Origin of the sequence: Paracoccus broussonetiae (assembly GCF_031854425.1) — a bacterium.
GTDB classification, from domain to species: Bacteria; Pseudomonadota; Alphaproteobacteria; order Rhodobacterales; family Rhodobacteraceae; genus Paracoccus; species Paracoccus broussonetiae.
This window is the reverse complement of the sequence record NZ_JAVRQI010000018.1, coordinates 73,404-92,434: the sequence shown is the minus strand read 5'-3', so window position 1 is coordinate 92,434 and position 19,031 is coordinate 73,404. Positions and strand designations below refer to the sequence as shown.

Below are 19,031 nucleotides of genomic sequence, written 5' to 3'. Positions count from 1 at the left end.
CCGGATCGATGCCGGGAACGTCTCTGGTTTCGGTCATCGCGGCCTCCGTATGGTCCATCGCCCAAGTTTAGCAGCTAAGCGTGTTTTTTGCGACCGCAGAAACGGAATTGTCGCGAACTGTTGCGGGCGCCGGTCGAAGGCCCTTGTGGTCGGGGCGGACGCGCCGGCATCTTGATCGTCGACTGCGATCGGCTGGCCGTGAATGCAGGCAGTCGTCTATTCGCTAGGATCGTCGCTGGCCGAGGCGGGCGTGGTCTGACCGGTATATCGGGGCTGCCGCGCGGTGCTGGGCCGATCCGGCGGCGGCGCGCTTTTGTCCCGTTCGGACGGCCGGGTCGTCTGGTCCTTGTCTTCGGGCATGAAAGCCTCCTGCTTTCTACAGGGAACGTCGCCCGCAGGCGCAATGTTCCCGGCCGCGCAGGCGGGGGCCGTGTGCAGCCGTCGGCCCGGCGGTTTGCCCAGCGGCTGTCGATCTGGTCCTGCAGCGTGACCATGTCGTTCTTGACCGTGGTCCCGATATCGGATGCGTCCAGCGGATGCGGGGCCGAACAGAATAATCCGAAGCGTGCTGCGACATATGCAGCGTGGCGTTTTCAGTAGCCTGTGACCTGAGATGGGAGAGGCAGGCGATCACGCTCAGAGGCCGTCCGGCGTGCGCCCTCGATGACCAGCGAGACATCATTCGGTCCGACGACGAAACGGTATCCAAGCGCCCACAGATCGCTCCAGTTGCGCCCCGCCCCTATGATCGTGGCCAATGGCTTGCCGGCCTCGGCTACTATCGCTTCAATTCGCTTGATCAGCATTTGTGGGGCGGGTTCCAGCAACCGTTCCAGGTGATCGATGGAGCCAGCCAGATCATTCGGCCCGATGAACACCATATCCACCCCCTGCACCGAGGCGATCTCCGCAAGGTTTTCGACAGCTTCGATATGCTCGCATTGCAGGATCAACAGGAGTTCATCCGAGGCCTCCTGCCGTGCATATCCCTCCCGAGTGCCCCAACCAGAAGCACGGATAATCGGGGCGCAATAGCCGCGATTTCCGAGGCCCGGATAGCGCGCGGCGGCGGCAATTGATCGCGCCTGCGCGGCCGTGTTCACAAATGGCACAATCAACGAGCGGAAGCCGCGGTCGAGCACCTGCTTGAGGATCGTGTCCGATCCATCCGGGACGCGCAGCACCACCTCGCCGCCCGCGGCCTCGACGGCGCGCGCGATGGCGACCCATTCCTCGATGCCGCCACGGCCATGTTCGCCGTCGATAACCAGCACCTTCCAACCATGATGAACCATGATCTCGGCAATGTCGGGGCTGCCCAGTTGGACCCAGGCGGCGGCGATCTGCTCTCCCGCAAGGATGCGCTTCTTCAGGGGGTTCATGTTCTTTCCTTCAGATCGATAAATGTGCCGAGATCCGGGGGCTCTTGCTTGCTGAACCCTGTCTTGTGGGGTGCGTTTGCGCAAACTCTTGGCCTGCCGGGGTGGTTGGCCGTTGGATGTTTGCCAGCCCTGCGCAAGTGAGACGATACGCGTTTGTGCTCAATGCAACGGGTGTAGAGGCTGAATGAAGATCTGAAACCAACATCCGGATGCCGCAGGAAGACACGACAACGTTCCGATATTCTCGCTTTGAACATCACCCAAAGGACGATCAGGCCAGCATCTGCGTGTCGCCGCAAACCGATATTGCTTGCCCCGAAACCGAACTGCCCCTTCGACTGGCCAGATAGACAATCTGGTCTGCAATCTGACCGGGTTCGACATAATGACGGATCGAGGTGAACGAAAACGCCTGAGCCTCTACCTCAGCGACGCTCCGGCCCTGAGACTGCGCCTTGGCCTCCAGCACGCGGCGCTGGCGGTCTCCGGCGACAAGTCCCGGCAGGATGGCGTTGACGCGGATGTCGTCGGGGCCAAGCTCTATCGCAAGCGACTTGGTCAGGCCGATCACCCCCCATTTCGCGGCGGCATAGGGGGTGCGCAGGCGGAACCCCACGCGGCCCGCCACCGATGACAGGTTGATGATCGAGGCATTCGCGCTGTCGCGAAGCGCGTCCGTGCAGGCCGCGCAGGCGATGAACTGGCTGGTCAGGCAGATGTCGATGCATTGGTGCCAGGCGGTCAGGTCGATGTCTTCGACACGGGCCGTAGGCCCGGCGATGCCCGCATTGTTGACCAGGCAGTCAAGCCCGCCCAGATGCGCCATCGCCATGTCCAGAAAGCCGCGCAGCGCCGTGCTGTCGCCGACATCGACCTTTTGGCGGAACACGCCCTCCGGCAGGGTGGCCAGCGCGGCATCGTCGATGTCGCAGGTCGCGACGATCGCGCCTTCGTCCAGAAAGGCCTGGACGATGGCCCGGCCGATGCCACTGGCCCCTGCGGTGACGATGACCCGGTGTCCGCTCAAATCAAGATCCATGCATTCCCTCGCAGTTCGGTGTCAGTCGCGCAGTACGTCACGCGACAGGATGAATTCGGCGGCGGACCTTATGTCTGCCTCAAGCGCATGGGCCGCCGCGTCCGGTTCGCGCGCCACGATCGCCCGCACCAGATCGGCATGGTTGCTGACCGAGGCCGCGTTGCGCGACCGGCGCGACGCCTCGCCCAGGTCAAGGGTGATGACCGGCCCGGCCTTCAGCCACATCCCGGCAATCACGTCGCGCAGCACGGGCGAACCCGCGCTTTCATAGATGTGGAAATGCAGCGTCTTGTTGGCGCGCACGGCATCGCGGCTGTCGGGGCCTTCCAGCGACATGCAGAACGCGATCTCCAGCTGGCGCAACTGGTCAAGCTGGGGAACAGACATGCGCAGCGTGGCAAGGCGGACGGCCAGCATCTCGTTATGGATGCGGATCTCGGTCAGGTCGCGAAAGCCCGCGCGCGTCATCAGCGGAACCGCGACCGCGCGGTTGGGCCGGCTTTCCAGCGCCCCGGCGGCGACCAGCCGGCTGACCGCGTCGCGCACCGGCATGACCGAGACGCCAAGCTGGTCGGCCAGATCCCGCATCGACATGCGATCCGCCGGGCGCAACTGACCCGAAAGCAGCATTTCGGACAGGATGTCATGGACCTGACGGGCCAGCGAATCGGGCCGTTCGGGCAATGCGGAAATCGGGGGACCAGCAGGCATATGGCAGAACCTTTCTCCATCATGCTGCCAACTGTGATCTCAGTTTGCAAGTGGATGGCCCATTAAAAAATTGACAAATACTTTTCTGGCTTCAACTGTGATCTCAGATCGCAGTGATGGGGAGATCGCCTGCGACTGCCACCGAACAAAGGGAGGAGTGTTCGATGAGCCTATCTGGAATTGATCGCCGCAGATTTCTGCTGACCAGCGGCGCCCTTGCGGCTGGGGCGCTTGGCGCACCGTCGATCCTGCGGGCCCAGGACGGCCCCATTGTCCTGGGGCACCTGACGCCACGCACCGGCTTTCTGGGGCCCTTGGGGGAATATGCCGTCATGGCCGTCGATCTGGCGGTCGAGGAAATCAACGCGGCCGGCGGCATCGACGGACGCCAGTTGCAGATCCTCAAGGAAGATTCCGTCAACCCGCAGACCGCCTCGACCAAGGCGGAGCGCATGATCGAACGCGACAATGTCATGGCCATCGTGGGCGAGATCTCGTCCGCCTCAGCCCTGACCATCGCCCAGACCGCCGAGCGCGCGAAGCGGTTGTTCATCAATACCGGCGCCAATTCGGACACCCTGCGCGGCAGCGACTGCAAGCGTCACATGTTCCACGTCGAAACCCAGAACGTCATGTATGTGAACGCCGAAGGCCAGCACCTGCTGCAGAACGGGCTGGTCGAGGGCAAGCGCTGGTACCTGTTGAGCGCCGATTATGCCTTTGGCCATGACCTGTCCAAGGGCGCGCATGCCTTCCTTGGCCGTCACGGCGGCGAATTGGCGGGCGAAGACCTGATCCCGACGGATGCGACCGATTTCTCGTCCTTCATGCTGAAGATCCGGGACGCCAAGCCGGATCTTGTCGCATTGAACCTTGCCGGGACGCAGATCACCAGTTTCCTGAAGCAATACGGGGAATTCGGGCTGGAGTTTCCGCTGGGCGGCTTCGGCTTCGACACGGCTTCCGCCTGGGCCGCCGGGGCCGAGAATTTCCGAGGCACCTGGCCCTGCGTCTGGAACCACCAGATCCAGACCGAGAAATCCCGGGCCTTCGTCAAGGCATTCACCGCGAAATACGGCAAGCCGCCGGAAAACCAAGCCTGGGGCGATTACATGGCGATCCAGATCCTGGCCCAGGCGATCCGGGACACCAAGGGAACCGACCCGGCCGCGATCATCGACTATTTCGAGGATCCGGCTACCAAGTTCGACATGATGAAAACACGGGATGGCTATTTCCACCCCGAGAGCCACCAGCTTCTGCAAGAGATCTACGCGATCACCGCGCTGCCTTCGGGCGAGGCGGCGAACCAGTGGGACATCTTCACCACCTCGGGTCCGCTGCCCCAGCCGGACCAGCCGCTGGAAACGCTGATCGCTGATGCGGTGGGCGGCACCTGCAGCTTCTCCTCGTAACCATCAGGACGGGATGCGTGCGCCGGTTTGCGCGCGCGTCCCGCGACCAACCAAGGGGGGGAAACCGCATGAACATGTTCCTGTTCCTGTCGCAACTTCTGAACGGGCTGCTGGATGGCTTTTATTACCTGCTCATCGCCATCGGCCTGTCGCTGATCTTTTCGCTGGGGGGGATCGTCAACCTGGCGCATGGGGCGTTCTTTGCCATCGGCGCCTATCTTGCCATCGCGATCACGCCCTATACCGGCTTTTTCGGCGCGGTCATCATCGTGCCGCTGCTGGTGGCGGCACTGGGCGTCGTGACCGAGCGGCTGCTGTTCACCCGCTTCTACCGCGTCGATCCGCTTTATTCCCTGCTTCTGACCTTTGGTCTGGCGATGGTGATCGAACAGGCGCTTCGCTGGCATTTCGGCTCGGCCCCGCTGGCCTATAACATCCCCGGCGCGCTGCGCGGGCAGGTATTCCTGGGCGATTTCATCTATTCCCGCTATCGCATCTTCCTAATCGTCGTCGCCGTGCTGGCGGTGGGCGGGCTGTGGTTGTTGCTGAACCGCACGGCCTTTGGCCGGATCGTTCGCGCGGGCATCCAGAACCCCGATATTCTGGCGGCGATGGGTATCTCGCTGCGGCCTTACCTGTCGACGGTCGCGGGGATCGCGATCGGGCTGGCCGGGCTGGCGGGCGTCCTGATGGCGCCGATCGTCCCCGTCCATCCCGCCATGGGGGGCGAGGTCCTGACCGCGGCCTTTGTCGTCGTCGTCATCGGCGGGCTTGGCTCTTTCTGGGGCGTGGTGCTGGCGGCGCTGCTGGTCGGGCTGGTCAAGGGGCTGGTCATCGCGATTGGCCTGCCATCCTGGTCGCTGGCCGCGATCTACCTGCTGATGTTCGTCGTCCTGCTGCTGCGCCCGCGCGGCCTGATGGGAGAGCGCATTCTGCGCTTCGAGTGATTTCCTGATGTCCAGAAACACATTTCTTCACCCGCTTGCTGTCGCTGGCGTCGCGGCCGTCCTGTTGCCCTGGCTGATGAACTCCATCGGGCTGACCACGACCTCGGCGGCCGAACTTGTCATCTTCGCCATGGCCTGCATGGGGTTGAACCTGCTGGCGGGCTATACCGGCCTTGTCTCGTTCGGTCATGGCGCTTGGTTCGGCCTGGGCGCCTATGTCGCGGCGCTGGTCGCGCTGGCGATGCCCGGCCATGCCATCGTCCTGCCGCTGGTCGCCGCCGTGGTGCTGAGCGCGATCATCGCCGCGGGCTTCGGCTGGCTGCTGCTACGCCGTCGCGGGGTCTATTTCTCGCTGATGACGCTGGCGCTGTCGGCGCTGGGGTTCACCGTCGCCTTTCGCTGGACCAGCGTCACCGGCGGCGAGAACGGCCTTGGCGGGATCGAGCGTCCTGTCATCGCCGGGTTCGACCTGAACGACAGCATGAACTTCTATATCGTCACCGCCGTCCTGGCGCTTGGCGTCGCGGCGCTGATGTGGCGTTTCGTCAATTCGCCCCTTGGCCATGTGCTGGAGGCGATCCGCGAAAACGAAACCCGCGCCACCGCCCTTGGTTATCGCACCCGACGCTACAAGCTGGCGGCCTTTGTCGCCTCGGCCAGCGTCACGGCGCTGGCGGGGGCATTGCTGCTTTACAAGAACCGCATGACCTCGGCCGAGCCGATGTCGATCATCTTCTCGGGCGAGTTGCTGGCGATGACGGTGATCGGGGGGATGCGCGGCTTTCTGGGGCCGGCACTTGGCGCGGTTTTCTATGTCCTGTTCCGCGAATACCTGTCGATCTATACCGAGAACTGGCTGTTCTGGTTCGGGCTGGTGTTCATGGGCTTCGTCCTGTTCGCCCGCGACGGCCTGATCGGCATGGGCCGTCAGGTCATCCGGCGGCTGTTCCCGGGCCCCGATCTGGCCGCCGCCATGGCCGAGCGTCGGGTCGAGGCACTGCCCTTGCCCGAAATGCTGCGCGCGACCGGCCAGCCCGCCGGATCTGTGCTGAAGGCGCAGCAGATCACGAAAAGCTTCGGTGCCTTCAAGGCGGTGGACGGCGTCAGCATCGATGTGCGCGACCGCAGCCTTCACGCCCTGATCGGCCCGAACGGCGCGGGCAAGACCACGGCCTTCAACCTGCTCAGCGGCATCCTTGCCCCCAGCAGTGGCGAGGTGACATTGGCCGGCCAGCAGGTCGCGGGACTGTCGGCCGACCGGATCGCGCAAATGGGCATGGGCCGGTCCTTCCAGATCACCAGCCTGTTTCCCGACCTGACGGTTCAGGAAAACGTCCGGCTTGCGATCCAGGCGGGTGATCCCCTGCGCATGAACCCGTGGATCCCGGCCAAGGGCATCGCGCGCATCAATGACCAGGCACGAGAGATTCTGGCTTGGGTCGGCCTTGCCGGGATGGAGGGGGCCAAGGCGGGCTCGCTGTCCTATGGCGGGCAGCGGTTGCTGGACCTTGGCCTTGCGTTGGCCAATCATCCGCGGGTGCTGCTGGCCGACGAGCCGCTGGCGGGCCTGTCGGTGGCCGAGCGCGAGCGGGTCGGCAACCTGATCAAGCAAGTCTCGGCCGACATTCCGGTGCTGCTGGTCGAACATGACATCGACCGGGTCTTCAACCTGGCCGACCACGTCACGGTGATGAACGAAGGCAAGGTGCTGCTGGACGGCACCGTCGACGATGCCCGCACCTCGGACAAGGTGCGCGAGATCTATATCGGTTCGGGCACCGCCGAGGTCGCCGCCAGCGCCCATCAGGGCAAGGTCGGCGAAACCATCTGCGTCCTGGACAAGGTCAACGTCCATTACGGCAAAAGCCACATCCTGCACGACGTCGGCTTCGACATCCGCAAGGGCGAGATCCTGGCCCTGCTGGGACGGAACGGCGCCGGGAAATCGACGCTGCTGAAGTCGATGATCGGCATCGCCACGCCCAGTTCCGGGTCGATCCGGCTGGACGGCCAGCAACTGGCGGGCCTTGATCCCGCCACCATCGCGCGGGCGGGCATCGGCTATGTTCCCCAGGGCCGGGGTCTTTTCGCCGGAATGACTGTGCGCGAAAACCTGGAGCTGGGCCGCCTGAAACGTCGGACCGGCGCGGGCAGCCATTGGAGCGATGAGCAGATCCTTGAATTCTTCCCTCGTCTTGGCGAGCGGATGGAGACCGAGGCCGACCGCCTGTCGGGCGGCGAACAGCAGATGGCCGCCGTCGCCCGCGCGCTGTCCGGCGATACCCGCATCCTGCTGCTGGACGAACCCTTCGAGGGGCTGGCCCCCGCGGTGGTCGAGCAGCTTTTCCACAGTTTCGACAAGCTGCGGGACCAGCTGTCCATCGTGATCGTCGACCACAACCTTGATCTTGCGCTGGCCCTGTCCGACCGGACCGTGGCGCTGGAAATGGGCCGGGTGTTCCATGACGGACCGTCCCGCGCGCTGGCCGAGGATCTGGATCTGCGCCGCCAGGTGCTTTGGTTGTGAAGGGAGAATGCATGACCACAATCGCTATCATCGGTGCTGGCCTGATCGGCCGGTCATGGGCGCTGGTCTTTGCCCGTGCGGGCCTGCCCGTCCAGGTCTGGGACGCGAACCCGACCGTGCTCGACCGGCTGGCCGACGACATCGGCGCCATGATCCGCGACGCGGGCGGTGATGCGGGCATCGCGGCGCTGGTCACGCCTTGCGCCACGCTGGCCAAGGCGCTGGACGGCGCGGATTGGGTGCAGGAAAACGGCCCCGAGGATGCGGCGATCAAGCGCGCGCTGTTCGCCGATCTGGACCGGCTGGCCGCGCCGGGCACCATTCTTGCGTCATCCAGCTCGGCGCTGATGCCCTCGGTCTGGTCCGAGGGGCTGGCGGGCGCCGCGCGCTGCCTTGTCGCCCATCCCGTCAACCCGCCGCATCTGGTGCCCATCGTCGAACTTTGCCCCTCGGCCCAAACCGCGCCCGAGGTCATGGACCGGGCCGAGGCGCTGTTCCGGCAGGTCGGACAGGTTCCCGCCCGCCTGACGCGCGAAATCGACGGCTTTGTCCTGAACCGCTTGCAGGCGGTGCTGCTGGCGGAATCTCTAAGCCTGGTCGAACGCGGCGTGATCGATGTGCAGGGGCTGGACGACACCATCCGCCACGGGCTGGGCCGCCGCTGGGCCTTCATGGGGCCGCTGGAAACGATCCTGCTGAACGCGCCCGGCGGCGTGCCCGATTACGTCCGCCGTTATGGCCCGATGTTGGCGCGCCTGACCGACGATGCGGCGCGCGGCGAAGCCTTTACCGAAGCCGCGGGCCAGGTCGTCGCCGACGCCTTCCCCGACACCGAAATCCGCGCACGCCAGGATTGGCGCGACCGGGAACTGGCGGCACTGGATCGCCATCTGCGCAGCCGCAGCGAAAGGAAAGACTAATGGCCAAGCCTCGCAAGACGATCATCACCTGCGCCGTCACCGGCGCGATCCACACGCCCTCGATGTCGGAATACCTGCCGGTGACGGCGGCCGAGATCGCCGAGGCGGCCATCGGCGCAGCCGAGGCGGGCGCGGCCATCGTCCATCTTCACGCACGCGATCCCAAGGACGGGCGGCCCGACCAGACACCCGAGGCGTTCGAGCCCTTCCTGCGCGTCATCAAGCAGCGCAGCGACTGCGTCGTCAACATCACGACCGGCGGCGCGCCCACGATGACCATTCAGGAACGTATCCGCCCCGCCGCCACCTGGAAGCCCGAGGTCGCGTCCCTGAACATGGGCACCATGAATTTCGGCCTGTTCCCGATGCTGAACCGCTTTGACGCCAAACTTAAGCACCAATGGGAAAAGGACTATCTGGGCAACCGCGACATCGTCTTTCGCAATACCTTCGGCGATATCGAGCATATCCTGACCACGTTGGGTGCGAATGGCACCCGCTTCGAATTCGAATGCTATGACAGCGCCCATCTTTACAACCTGAAGCATTTCTTCGACGCGGGCATCGTCAAGGGTCCGCTGTTCATCCAGACGGTCTTTGGCCTGATGGGCGGGATTGGCGCTCACCCCGAGGATGTCATGCACATGAAGCGCACGGCGGACCGCCTGTTCGGCGACAATTACCGCTGGTCGGTGCTGGGCGCGGGCAAGAACCAGATGGCCATCGCCGCCATGGCCGCCGCGATGGGCGGGCATGTCCGCGTGGGCCTCGAGGATTCGCTGTGGAACGGCCCCGGCCGCCTGGCGCAGAGCAATGCCGAGCAGGTCGCCCGCGCGCGCCAGATCATCGAAGGACTGGGTCTGGAAATAGCCACGGCTGACGAGGCACGTGAGATTCTGGCGCTGAAAGGCCCGGAAACCGTTGCTTTCTGATAGGGGCAGATACGACCTCCGGTCCTGTCCGTTACCCACGGGCAGGGCATTTTTCGCGAGCGGTGCTTCAGTGTCTGCCTATCAAGACTTGCGACGCAATGACTGCTTTAGCGGCTCGCAGCGTGCAGGAGGATCAAGCGGCATGTATTTCGGCTTTAGCTCGCGCCTTCCGTTCTTAAACAGCCGAATTTGGCGTGTCCCCTTGGCGGGACCACGGGATCCTGAAAGCTGGTACCCTGATCGGGCCCTTGCTTGGAGAAGGCTCAGGACATCACGAGGTCCCTATCCCTATCGCACGGCCTGAGGAAGGAGTTGTTCGCGGGAGCGTCTCGAAAGGCGTTCCGCGCTCGGCTTCTAGCCTTGGCCTGGTTGCTCCAACGTGCTGACTTCGCGCGCGCAGCCTGACTCGACGAGTGCGTGCGCCATATGCTGAAGCAGTGGTACCGCCTCCTCTCCGGTCAACATCTGCGAGCTGACGAAAGCGCCGTTGACAAGCACGGCGAGCTGTCCGCCCAGCTCTTCCGGCTCCGTTGCTCCCAGGCGTTCGGCTAGAACAGTCAAGCGGCGGCGCAGTTCCGCTTTGTGATCGTGTGCGACCTTGCGCGCCGGATGATCGCTTTCCGGAAATTCAGCTGCGACATTGATCTGGGGGCAGCCGCGGTAATTGGGGCGGCCGACACGTTCGCCGATCCAGAAAAGATGTGCGTCCAGCTCGGCTGCTGGGTCCGAGGTGTGCATCTGCGCGACCTCGTCCCAAATATTCCAGAAATCCTTATCCTCGCGACTGAGGAAGGCGGCTACGAGATCATCCTTGGTGCGGAAATGGCGGTAGAGGCTGGTCTTGGCCACTCCGGCCTTGGCCACGACAAGATCGACACCGACCGCGCGCACGCTGCGTTCATAAAAAAGTTTCGAAGCTATCTCCAACACCCGTTCGCGCAAATCCGCGCCATTTTCTGCCATGTTTTTCATCGTGCTGACTGTCGTCTTTACCATCTGGTCACTTCCATTGAGCGCACTTTAACACGATCGCGCTTGACACGCTACAGACCTGTACGTAGCGTAATGATACAAACAGGTCTGTAGCGATGAGGGAAGAGATGAGCGGGCGCTTGGAGACCCAGACGGGGGATGTAATGAATGGTGGCGCGGCAAAGGCCGTGGCAATCTTTGGAGCAGGCGGTCATACGGGTCGTTTCGTGGTGGCGGAATTGAAGCGGCGAGGCATTACGCCTGTGGCCGTCGTTCGCAACAAAGCGAAGCTGGCGCAGGAGCGCGTCTTCGGTCCGGAGATTGATCTGCGCGAAGCCGCGATCGACGATGCCGCGTCGCTCAACATCGCCTTTGCCAATATGGCGGCGGTCATCAACTGCGCCGGCCCTTTCCTGGACACGGCCGCACCGGTTGCAGAAGCAGCCATTCGCGCTGGTGCCCATTATCTGGATGTGACCGCCGAGCAGCCGAGCGCGATGGCGACATTCGAGGCCTTCGATGAGGCTGCGGGCGCGGCAGGCGTTCTCGTTCTTCCGGCGATGGGGTTCTATGGCGGTCTCGGCGATCTTATGGTCTCTGCCGCCATGGACGACTGGGTGGATGTCGATGACATCCGCATCGGTATCGCCCTCGATAGCTGGCATCCGACCAGGGGCACAAGGATCACCGGGGCGCGCAACACGGCGCAGCGGCTGGTGGTGTCAAACGGCAGGCTGGCGCCGCTAGTGCCCGCTGCTGACGACTTGACGCTGAACTTTCCAGAACCATTTGGTCGCCAAGCCGTCGTCGCGTTGCCCTTTTCCGAAATCCCCGTCATCACACGTCATCTTCGGCCGAAGGAACTGCATTCATTCCTAAACCGAACGGCACTCAGCGATGTCCGCGCTGTAGATACGCCTACGCCGAAGGCTGCCGACGAGTCAGGCCGCTCGCCTCAGCGATTTGCGATCAACGCCGTGATCCGAAAGGGTCGCGAAACCCGCCGGATCACAGCAACGGGCCGGGACATTTATGCCTTTTCCGCGCCGCTTATCTGCGAGGCGGTCGTGCGGCTGCTGGACGGGAGAAGCCGGGGCAGTGGTGCGCAGGCGCCGGGCGCGGTTTTCGATGCAGGCGACTTCCTGAATGCCTTGAACGTGCGGATTCCAGACTTCCAAATGACCCGAAACTGAGAATCCAAGGACACCCCGTCCTTGAAAATACAGCAGGAGAATGCCGCGCGCTTTCTTGACCTCGACGTCGTTGGCCTCAATTTCGAGGGCCGCATCGTCCGGGAAAACGGTCCTCCGGACTGTTTTCTGATCCTGCCTCACCTTCAACAGCAAGCACCGGTCGGAATGCCTGAACGCGCATTGGCTCATGAGAGCGAAGTGTCAGCCGAAACGCGCCGCCCCGAGGGCCGCGACCACAGGCAGGGGCTGACCGGTCATCGCGCTGACAAGGATCCGGGCAGAGGCAGGACCGGCGGTAAAGCCCTGATGGCCGTGACCGAAGTGGAACCACAGGCCGGGGTGGCGCGGCGCCTCGCCGATCACCGGCAGCATGTCCGGCAGGCAGGGGCGATGCCCGAACCAGGGTTCGGCCTCGACCGGGTCGCCGAAATCGAACAATTCGCGGGCCGACGCCTCTGAGCGGCGGATCTGGCGCCAGTCGATTTCTGCGTCCAACCGGGTGAACTCGGCGCCGGTGCAAAGCCGCAATCCTTGGGTCATCGGTGCCATGAAGGTCGCGCGCTCGGCGTCATAAAGCGGATGCGTGGGGCCGCCTGCGGCGTCGAAATGCCGGTGGTAGCCGCGCTTTCGAAACAGCGGGATGCGGTAGCCAAGCCGCCCTGTCACTTGGGTCGACCAACTCCCCAGCGCCAGCACCACCCGTTCGGCGTCAACCCTGCCGACCTCGGTCGTCAGCCGCCAGCCGCTGCGGGTCTGCTCCAGCGATTGCGCGTCGCCATAAACGAAGTTGCCGCCACGGGCCTGAAACAGGCGGCCATAGGCTGCGGACAATCCGCCGGGACTGCGGCAGGTCCAGACATCGTGGAAATGGACCGCGCCCGGCAGGCTTTGTTTCAGCTCTGGCTCCAGCGCAGTCAGCTCTGCGCCGTCCAGACGCCGCGAGGCCACCCCCCATTGTCCGTTGAGGCGGCGGGCGTCCTTCCATGCTGCGTCCAGCCCCTTATCGGTCCGGAAGATGACATGATAGCCCCGCCGTTCGACAAGTTCCTCGGCCTTGGCGGCCGCGATCAGCGGGGCATGGTAAAGATCGGATTGCCCCACGATAGCGTGATAGTGCTGGCTTAGGCGCGCGTGGCTTTGCGGGCGCGAATTCCACCAATAGGACAGCAAGGGTCGAAGGTGCTCGGGCATCGCGCCAAAGTGCCAATTGACCTCGCCGCCGCGCCCGAGGGCGATGCCAAGCAGGCGGCGCGGTTCTCGGGGAAAGGCATAGGGCTCGACCGCCTCGGTCTGGATCGCGCCAGCATTGCCAAAGCTGGTCTCGCGGCCAATCCCCTTGCGATCCACCAGAACCACCGTGTCGCCGATGGCCTGCAAGGCAAGCGCCGTGGACACGCCCACCATGCCCGCACCCAATACGATTGTCGTTGTCATCCCTGATCCCGCCACCCTTGGAGAGAGTGCCTGCAAAGCCCCGGGCGCCGCGAAGTCCCCTTCGCGGCTGCCCCTTTCAACCGGCGCCCGACTGACCGGCTATTCGAGGTCAACCTTGTCGAAACGATGTGCGCCCAGCGGGTCCATCACATAGTTTTTCACCTTGGTGGACATCGGCAGGACGACACGGGAATTGGCCAGCGGCAGCACGGGTGCCTCGTCATGCACGATCTGCTGGATGCGTTCATACATCTCGGCGCGCTTGTCCTGTTGGGTCTCGGCGCGCGCGGATTTCAGCAGGTCCTGCACCTCGGCGTTACACCAATACGCGGTATTCCCAGAGCTTGAGGGGCAGTTCAGGAAAAAGCCCAGCAGGTTGTCGGGATCGGCACTGTCGCTTGATCCGCCCGACATCGCGAAGCCGTCACGATCCAGCGCGCGCACGCGTTTCAGATATTCGCCCCATTCATAGCTGACGATCTCGCCGGTGATGCCCACTTGCGCCAGATCGGCCTGGATCATCTCGGCCGCGCGCCGCCCGTTGGGCATGTAGGAGCGGCTGACCGGGATCGCCCAGATGTTCAGCTTCGCGTCCTTCACGCCCGCTGCTTCCAGCGCGGCCTTGGCAGCGGCCGGATCGTAGGGATAGGGCGCAAGCTGGTCGTTATATCCCCAGATCGTTGGCGGCAGCGGCGTTTCCGCAACCTGTCCCATGCCCTGATAGACCGCATCGACAAGAGCGGGGCGGTTGATCGCCATCGCCACCGCGCGCCGGACCTCGGGCCTGTCCCAGGGCGCAACCTGGGTGTTGAACGCCATGAAGGCGATGTTCAGCCCTGGCGCCTCCATGACATTAAGCGATTTGTCCGCCTTGAGCGCCGGAACCTCGGCGGGGGCGGGATAGGCAGCCATGAGGCATTCGCCGGCCTTGAGCCTGGTGATCCGCACGGTTGGGTCCTGGGTGATCGCAAAAACCAGATTGTCGATCGGCGGTTTGCCGTCCCACCAGTCGGCATTGGCCCGATAACGGATCGCCGCATCCTGCTGATAGGCGACAAAGGCAAAGGGCCCGGTGCCGACCGGCTTCTGATTCAGTTCGACCTGTTTCCCCGAGGCGCTCAGAGCGTCGGCATATTCCTTTGACAGGACCGCGCCAAAATTCAGCGCCATCGCCGCCAGGAACGAGGCATCCGGTGCGTTCAGCACGAATTTGACCGTCTGATCGTCGATCTTGACGATCTCCTTGATCGCGTCGGGCATCCCCATCGCGTCGAACATCTGCCAGCCAGAGGCCCCCGCATATTCCGCCCAGGGGCCGTCCTTGGACATCTGGCGCTCAAAGCTGAAGATCACGTCATCGGCGTTGAAATCGCGGGTCGGCGTGAAGTCCGGAGTGGTGTGGAACTTGACTCCCTTGCGCAGATGGAAGGTGTATTCACGGTTGTCGGCGGACACATCCCAACTTTCCGCCAGCGCCGGCTCAATGTCCGAGGTGCCGCGCTTGTAGCGGGTCAGCCCGTCATAGACCGTCTGCGCCGAGGCATCCCAGGTCGAGTTGGTCGAGTAAAGCGCGGGGTCGAAGCCTTCGGGCGCGCCTTCCGAGCAATAAATGAAATCCTTGGCCATGGCGCCCCCCGCGCCAAGCGCTATGGCGCAGGTCAAAGCAAACAAAGGCAGTTTCAGGCGCAGTGTCACGGTCATCTCCCTGATGTTCTTGCTGGTTGGTCAGGCCTGGTCCCGGCCCATCGTGCTGCGTTGACCACGCCCCGGCGCCCAGACCTGATCGGGAGGGGTCCATGCGGCCGAGTCGCGGATCAGCTGGGCGACCGCATGGGCCTGCGCGGTCAGGATGGCCGCGCCCTTCGCCGCCGTGGCGGGGCGTGGATCGCCCATGGTCCCCGTCACCGGACGCCGTTCCGAGAAGGAATAGAAACGGCTCGCGCCGCGCGGCAGATGCCAGTCGTCCTTCTGGTTGCCCAAGGCCGCGGCAAAGTTTTCGGGGCGCACGGCGTCCGGCATGATCTCAAGCATCAGAGAGGCCTCACCCTCGCAGGCGTGCCCCGCGCCCGGCGCCGTTTCCATGATGGATGCGACCTCATCGGGGGCCATGTCCCACGGCAGGCAGGCCACGATCGGCATGTCGTATTCCACCGCCAGCTCACGCACCGCGACCGCCAGCGGGTCGATATTGCCGCCATGGCCATTCACGATCAGAAGCCGCCCGAAGCCGCCCGAAACCAGCGAGCGCACAATGCAGCCAAGGACGGCGCGCAGGGTCGCATAATCCAGCGTGATGGTGCCACCGAAGGGCAGATGATGCTCGCTCATGCCCAGCCACAGGCCGGGCAGGACGACCACCGGCACCTCATCGGCGACAAGCCGCGCCGCCGCGATCGCCGCCGCTGAGGCGCTGGCGGTGTCGGTGATCACCGGCAGATGCGGGCCATGCTGTTCCAACGAGCCGATGGGCAGGATTGCCAGCGCCCCCGGCCTGGCCGCAATGGCGCGAATTTCCGGCGCGCGCAGCTTTTGCCATTCCACCTCAACAAGCATCGTGATTGCCTTTCCTTCGCATCGGCGGCTCTGCGCCAAAGTTGGTTTGATAGTTTTATTGCAAGTGTTAGTATGCGGAATATTTCTGTCAAGAACCGATGGCGTCTGCCTTCGCGCGGGCCGGCCGGAAGGATGGGGAAAAGGGGAAGGCGGGATGACCCGCAAGCAACGGCATCGGGGCGATCCGGAAACCAAGAATCCAGCCGCCCCCCAAGGTCCGGTCGAAAGCCGCATCCTTGCGGCGCTAAAGCGGGCAACGCCCACCGAATCCCTTATCGGCAAGCATATGCAGGCCAATCTTGGAACGCTTTCCTATGAAACGGCGGCGTCTCTGGCGAAGAAGCTGGGCGTCGGCGAAGCCTCGGTGGGGCGTTTTTGCCGGGTGCTAGGCTATCGGCATTTTCGCGAGCTCAAGGCCGCGCTGCGCGACGAGCTGGACCGCAAGACCCAAGACCGAGCCTTTCTTCTTGGAGACCGGCTGAAGGCTCTTCATCAGCAGATGCAATCCGGCCCCGCCGCGCGCAACATCGGCATGGAGCGCGAGATCGCGGCGGTGATGCGCAATTACGAGATCGCGCGCAGTCCCGAATTCGCCCGCGTCGCCCACCGCCTGTCCCATTGCGCCGAGGTTTTCATCACCGGCTTTCAGCCCGAGGAAGGTCACGCGGTCTACATGGCCAGACTGCTGCAATATCTGCGCCCGAGGGTCCGGCTGGTCGACAGCCGGTCCGGGCATTTCTCCGACGTGCTGCTTGATGCCCCGGACAATTCCTGCATCCTGATCATGGATATGCGGCGCTATTCGCGACTGACCAGGGAACTCGCTGAACGGGCGCGCGCGGCAGGACTGTCCGTGATCCTGCTGACCGACCAGCATTGCGACTGGGGGCGCGACAGTGTCGATGACGTGCTGGAGGTCGCCACCGACCTCAATCAGTTCATGGATTCCAGTTCCGGTTTCGTCAGCCTCAGCAGCCTGCTGATCAACGAAGTGTTCAACCTGCTCGGCCCGCAGGTCGTGGACCGGATGAAGCAGATGTCAGAGATCTATGCCGAAACTATCGGTCATATTCACCCCGATCATGACGAAATTGGTGAGCGACGCCGCTGAGGGGAAAATCGCAGGCGAGGTCGGTGAAATTCGACAAGAGCCTTAATGATGTGCCCGCCCCCGATGAGTTGCTACGCGGCGCACGAATGTCCGCTTCCTCAGCCTCGCCGCCAATGCCGTGCAGCATCGCCGTCATGCCCCTTTTCGCCCTCCGGGTGCTCGACAGGTGGTGGCCTGAATAGATGTGCGGCACCCGCAAATGGGCAGCTTCGTCTACCATGACGACGAGGGTTTCCACTGCATTGCAGTTCGAACGGCTGTTTCGAAAAAGCCGTGGTCCGGCATCTCAGAGGGGCGAGCGGCAGCAAAGGGCCGGCCTCGCTCGCTTCGGGGACCGCGCCATACCATCCGGTCAATGGCCGGTTGCTGGTTTGCAGCATGTTGCGCGGAGCCCATAGCCGTCAGTCGGCACCCGCTTCTGGACAGTGCGCATGTGTATAATATAGTGTATTTATAGCGAGTTTGCCCGCGGTGCTGCTGAACTGTATGGCAAGACCGAGCCCATTTGTTTCCGGAAAGCGCGCGTCTATGTTGGAGATCCGTATAGCACCAGCATTCCATGTTACGACCTGAAGCTCAGGCTTGCCTAATTAAACTTGACGGTCAAAAACCAGTTGGGCGAACTCATCAAGATTTCCTGGGACTGTGCGAGAGACACTGGCGACTTTATCGCCGCAAACGTGAACACCTATATCTTGATTATTAACGTGCCAAGAGGAAGGTAGTTCTGGCGAAAGCGGAACAAGCTCCCAACCTTGGGGAGCGGCCTGTCGCTTGGCTTCATCAAGTGAACTGCCCAACCGGAAGCCGCCCGGTAGGTCGGACCCCTGCGCTGATGCTTGGGCGCTACCAATACAAATCACAGTTGCAGCGATGGAGGCAAGCCGTCGCAAAGGCGGAAATGTCGGCATTCTTAAACAGATTCCTTCCTGTGATTATCGACTTAGCTCTACCAATCGGGCCCCTGCTCAACAGCAGCCTCGTCCGCATCGCACGGCCCGAGACGGCCGCACCCGTCTCTCAGAGCCCATTGGGCCAGTCGTGCGCCATGCGGGACATTGCGGTCATTGATGAGCACTCGCGTTCCGGTTTGGGTGTCGAGAAAATTCTTGAAGACTCAAATCTAGGAGCCGCCGTGCGCGCCGTTTTGTTGATGCTTTTTGCCTCTGCTGCACTCCCGACATTTGCAAACGACCAAGCTCCTTCACTTATGGGCTGTCTACCGTCGGATGGGGGCGCCTCCTATCGGTCCAGCAACTGCAGCCTCGACTATCAGCCGCCGCCCACCCTCAAACAGGATGTGAAAGTTTCTGCCTGCTCATTCCCGGGCGGGGAGAAGTCCGCGAGGGCGCATAATTTTGGCCTGATCGAATGCACTGTGAACAACGGTTCCAAAGAACCTATTGAGTCTGTGAAATATGGTATTCGCTACTTCATCGAAGGCGAGCAGACTGCATTGATCGAGGCGGGATTCGATGGTGCCCGCACCTTTAGCACTGCGAACATCTCCGGTAACCTAAGTCCGAACGAAACCCGCACTCTGACGTTTGTGGGACCAAAACTGCCTTCTGAAACGGGCAGCGCCCGCATTGTCCCGACAATCGAAGTGCTCGGCGCTCGCACTCCTGGCAGCTTTGCATTTCGATGACAAGGATCGTCAGCTGAGGGCTCTCAGAGATGGCCGCGGCCGTCTTGGGCCGCGCGACGCGGACAAAGCCACAGTTCGCACATCGTCGTCTTGCGGCTGCTCAAGGATCTGTGGAGGTTGCGGCGTGGAAGCTCTGTTGAGTGCACTCGGTGAATGCATCGCGAGGTGGTGAAGAACAGGAGCCTTCGCTATATGCTTATAACCTTAGTTTCGATTGTGGCCTTTGGCTGGGCCTACATCGAATGGG

The 19,031-nt window shown here is 63.1% G+C and carries 16 protein-coding genes; 8 read left to right on the top strand and 8 right to left on the bottom strand.

Annotated elements, in window-relative coordinates; all coding sequences use genetic code 11:
- Nucleotides 1-216: 216 nt before the first annotated feature.
- From RM190_RS20115 to RM190_RS20100, 4 genes are all read right to left on the bottom strand, one after another.
- A complete protein-coding gene (locus tag RM190_RS20115) occupies nt 217-360 on the bottom strand; it encodes a hypothetical protein (protein ID WP_311761262.1) in 144 nt (47 codons plus the stop codon).
- Nucleotides 361-593: 233 nt separating this feature from the next.
- On the bottom strand, nt 594-1,382 hold the full coding sequence (locus tag RM190_RS20110) for an HpcH/HpaI aldolase family protein (RefSeq protein WP_311761261.1): 789 nt from the start codon (nt 1,380-1,382) through the stop codon (nt 594-596).
- 271 nt (nt 1,383-1,653) lie between these two features.
- Complete coding sequence (locus tag RM190_RS20105) at nt 1,654-2,421, bottom strand: SDR family oxidoreductase (RefSeq protein WP_311761260.1); 768 nt, start codon at nt 2,419-2,421, stop codon at nt 1,654-1,656.
- Between the two features lie 21 nt (nt 2,422-2,442).
- Nucleotides 2,443-3,132, bottom strand: a complete 690-nt coding sequence (locus RM190_RS20100; protein ID WP_311761259.1) for a GntR family transcriptional regulator — start codon at nt 3,130-3,132, stop codon at nt 2,443-2,445.
- A gap of 164 nt (nt 3,133-3,296) precedes the next feature.
- Between RM190_RS20100 and RM190_RS20095 the strand changes: the two genes are divergently transcribed.
- The 5 genes from RM190_RS20095 to RM190_RS20075 all read left to right on the top strand — a co-directional run bounded on the left by RM190_RS20095 (nt 3,297) and on the right by RM190_RS20075 (nt 9,873).
- Nucleotides 3,297-4,547: an ABC transporter substrate-binding protein gene (locus RM190_RS20095; protein ID WP_311761258.1), complete on the top strand. Its 1,251-nt coding sequence runs from the start codon at nt 3,297-3,299 to the stop codon at nt 4,545-4,547.
- Nucleotides 4,548-4,615: 68 nt separating this feature from the next.
- Nucleotides 4,616-5,494, top strand: a complete 879-nt coding sequence (locus RM190_RS20090; RefSeq protein ID WP_311761257.1) for a branched-chain amino acid ABC transporter permease — start codon at nt 4,616-4,618, stop codon at nt 5,492-5,494.
- 7 nt (nt 5,495-5,501) lie between these two features.
- The gene (locus RM190_RS20085) at nt 5,502-8,021 is read left to right on the top strand and encodes a branched-chain amino acid ABC transporter ATP-binding protein/permease (RefSeq protein ID WP_311761256.1); all 2,520 of its coding nucleotides are present in this window, start codon (nt 5,502-5,504) and stop codon (nt 8,019-8,021) included.
- Nucleotides 8,022-8,032: 11 nt separating this feature from the next.
- A complete protein-coding gene (locus RM190_RS20080; RefSeq protein ID WP_311761255.1) occupies nt 8,033-8,941 on the top strand; it encodes a 3-hydroxyacyl-CoA dehydrogenase in 909 nt (302 codons plus the stop codon).
- Nucleotides 8,941-9,873, top strand: coding sequence for a BKACE family enzyme (locus tag RM190_RS20075; protein WP_311761254.1), 933 nt, complete (start codon nt 8,941-8,943; stop codon nt 9,871-9,873). The genes RM190_RS20080 and RM190_RS20075 overlap by 1 nt, the downstream gene beginning before the upstream one ends.
- Before the next feature lie 354 nt (nt 9,874-10,227).
- Here the strand turns inward: RM190_RS20075 and RM190_RS20070 are convergent, their stop codons facing one another.
- Complete coding sequence (locus RM190_RS20070; RefSeq protein ID WP_311761253.1) at nt 10,228-10,869, bottom strand: TetR/AcrR family transcriptional regulator; 642 nt, start codon at nt 10,867-10,869, stop codon at nt 10,228-10,230.
- Nucleotides 10,870-10,973: 104 nt separating this feature from the next.
- On the opposite strand from RM190_RS20070, the gene RM190_RS20065 reads away from it, so the two are divergent.
- A complete protein-coding gene (locus RM190_RS20065; protein ID WP_311761252.1) occupies nt 10,974-12,038 on the top strand; it encodes a saccharopine dehydrogenase family protein in 1,065 nt (354 codons plus the stop codon).
- 201 nt (nt 12,039-12,239) lie between these two features.
- On the opposite strand, the gene RM190_RS20060 is transcribed toward RM190_RS20065, so the two are convergent.
- From RM190_RS20060 to RM190_RS20050, 3 genes are all read right to left on the bottom strand, one after another.
- Entirely contained in the window at nt 12,240-13,472 is a 1,233-nt protein-coding gene (locus RM190_RS20060) for an NAD(P)/FAD-dependent oxidoreductase (protein WP_311761251.1), read from the bottom strand.
- A 99-nt stretch (nt 13,473-13,571) separates the two neighbouring features.
- Nucleotides 13,572-15,173, bottom strand: coding sequence for an ABC transporter substrate-binding protein (locus tag RM190_RS20055; protein WP_311761250.1), 1,602 nt, complete (start codon nt 15,171-15,173; stop codon nt 13,572-13,574).
- 24 nt (nt 15,174-15,197) lie between these two features.
- Nucleotides 15,198-16,025, bottom strand: coding sequence for a creatininase family protein (locus RM190_RS20050; protein WP_311761249.1), 828 nt, complete (start codon nt 16,023-16,025; stop codon nt 15,198-15,200).
- On the opposite strand from RM190_RS20050, the gene RM190_RS20045 reads away from it, so the two are divergent.
- Nucleotides 15,973-17,136: a MurR/RpiR family transcriptional regulator gene (locus tag RM190_RS20045; RefSeq protein WP_311761248.1), complete on the top strand. Its 1,164-nt coding sequence runs from the start codon at nt 15,973-15,975 to the stop codon at nt 17,134-17,136. The genes RM190_RS20050 and RM190_RS20045 overlap by 53 nt on opposite strands.
- Before the next feature lie 1,048 nt (nt 17,137-18,184).
- Nucleotides 18,185-18,784 (top strand): hypothetical protein, encoded by a 600-nt coding sequence (locus RM190_RS20040; protein ID WP_311761247.1) that lies wholly within the window; start codon nt 18,185-18,187, stop codon nt 18,782-18,784.
- The last annotated feature ends 247 nt before the right edge of the window (nt 18,785-19,031 follow it).

Bases quoted from the DNA above. Each gene is read 5' to 3' on its own strand.
- RM190_RS20095 (WP_311761258.1), top strand. From the start codon at position 3,297: ATGAGCCTATCTGGAATTGATCGCCGCAGATTTCTGCTGACCAGCGGC.
- RM190_RS20110 (WP_311761261.1), bottom strand. From the start codon at position 1,382: ATGAACCCCCTGAAGAAGCGCATCCTTGCGGGAGAGCAGATCGCCGCC.
- RM190_RS20105 (WP_311761260.1), bottom strand. From the start codon at position 2,421: ATGGATCTTGATTTGAGCGGACACCGGGTCATCGTCACCGCAGGGGCC.
- RM190_RS20045 (WP_311761248.1), top strand. From the start codon at position 15,973: ATGGCGCGAATTTCCGGCGCGCGCAGCTTTTGCCATTCCACCTCAACA.
- RM190_RS20065 (WP_311761252.1), top strand. From the start codon at position 10,974: ATGAGCGGGCGCTTGGAGACCCAGACGGGGGATGTAATGAATGGTGGC.
- RM190_RS20055 (WP_311761250.1), bottom strand. From the start codon at position 15,173: ATGACCGTGACACTGCGCCTGAAACTGCCTTTGTTTGCTTTGACCTGC.
- RM190_RS20100 (WP_311761259.1), bottom strand. From the start codon at position 3,132: ATGCCTGCTGGTCCCCCGATTTCCGCATTGCCCGAACGGCCCGATTCG.
- RM190_RS20060 (WP_311761251.1), bottom strand. From the start codon at position 13,472: ATGACAACGACAATCGTATTGGGTGCGGGCATGGTGGGCGTGTCCACG.
- RM190_RS20040 (WP_311761247.1), top strand. From the start codon at position 18,185: ATGCGGGACATTGCGGTCATTGATGAGCACTCGCGTTCCGGTTTGGGT.
- RM190_RS20085 (WP_311761256.1), top strand. From the start codon at position 5,502: ATGTCCAGAAACACATTTCTTCACCCGCTTGCTGTCGCTGGCGTCGCG.
- RM190_RS20075 (WP_311761254.1), top strand. From the start codon at position 8,941: ATGGCCAAGCCTCGCAAGACGATCATCACCTGCGCCGTCACCGGCGCG.
- RM190_RS20115 (WP_311761262.1), bottom strand. From the start codon at position 360: ATGCCCGAAGACAAGGACCAGACGACCCGGCCGTCCGAACGGGACAAA.
- RM190_RS20080 (WP_311761255.1), top strand. From the start codon at position 8,033: ATGACCACAATCGCTATCATCGGTGCTGGCCTGATCGGCCGGTCATGG.
- RM190_RS20050 (WP_311761249.1), bottom strand. From the start codon at position 16,025: ATGCTTGTTGAGGTGGAATGGCAAAAGCTGCGCGCGCCGGAAATTCGC.
- RM190_RS20090 (WP_311761257.1), top strand. From the start codon at position 4,616: ATGAACATGTTCCTGTTCCTGTCGCAACTTCTGAACGGGCTGCTGGAT.
- RM190_RS20070 (WP_311761253.1), bottom strand. From the start codon at position 10,869: ATGGTAAAGACGACAGTCAGCACGATGAAAAACATGGCAGAAAATGGC.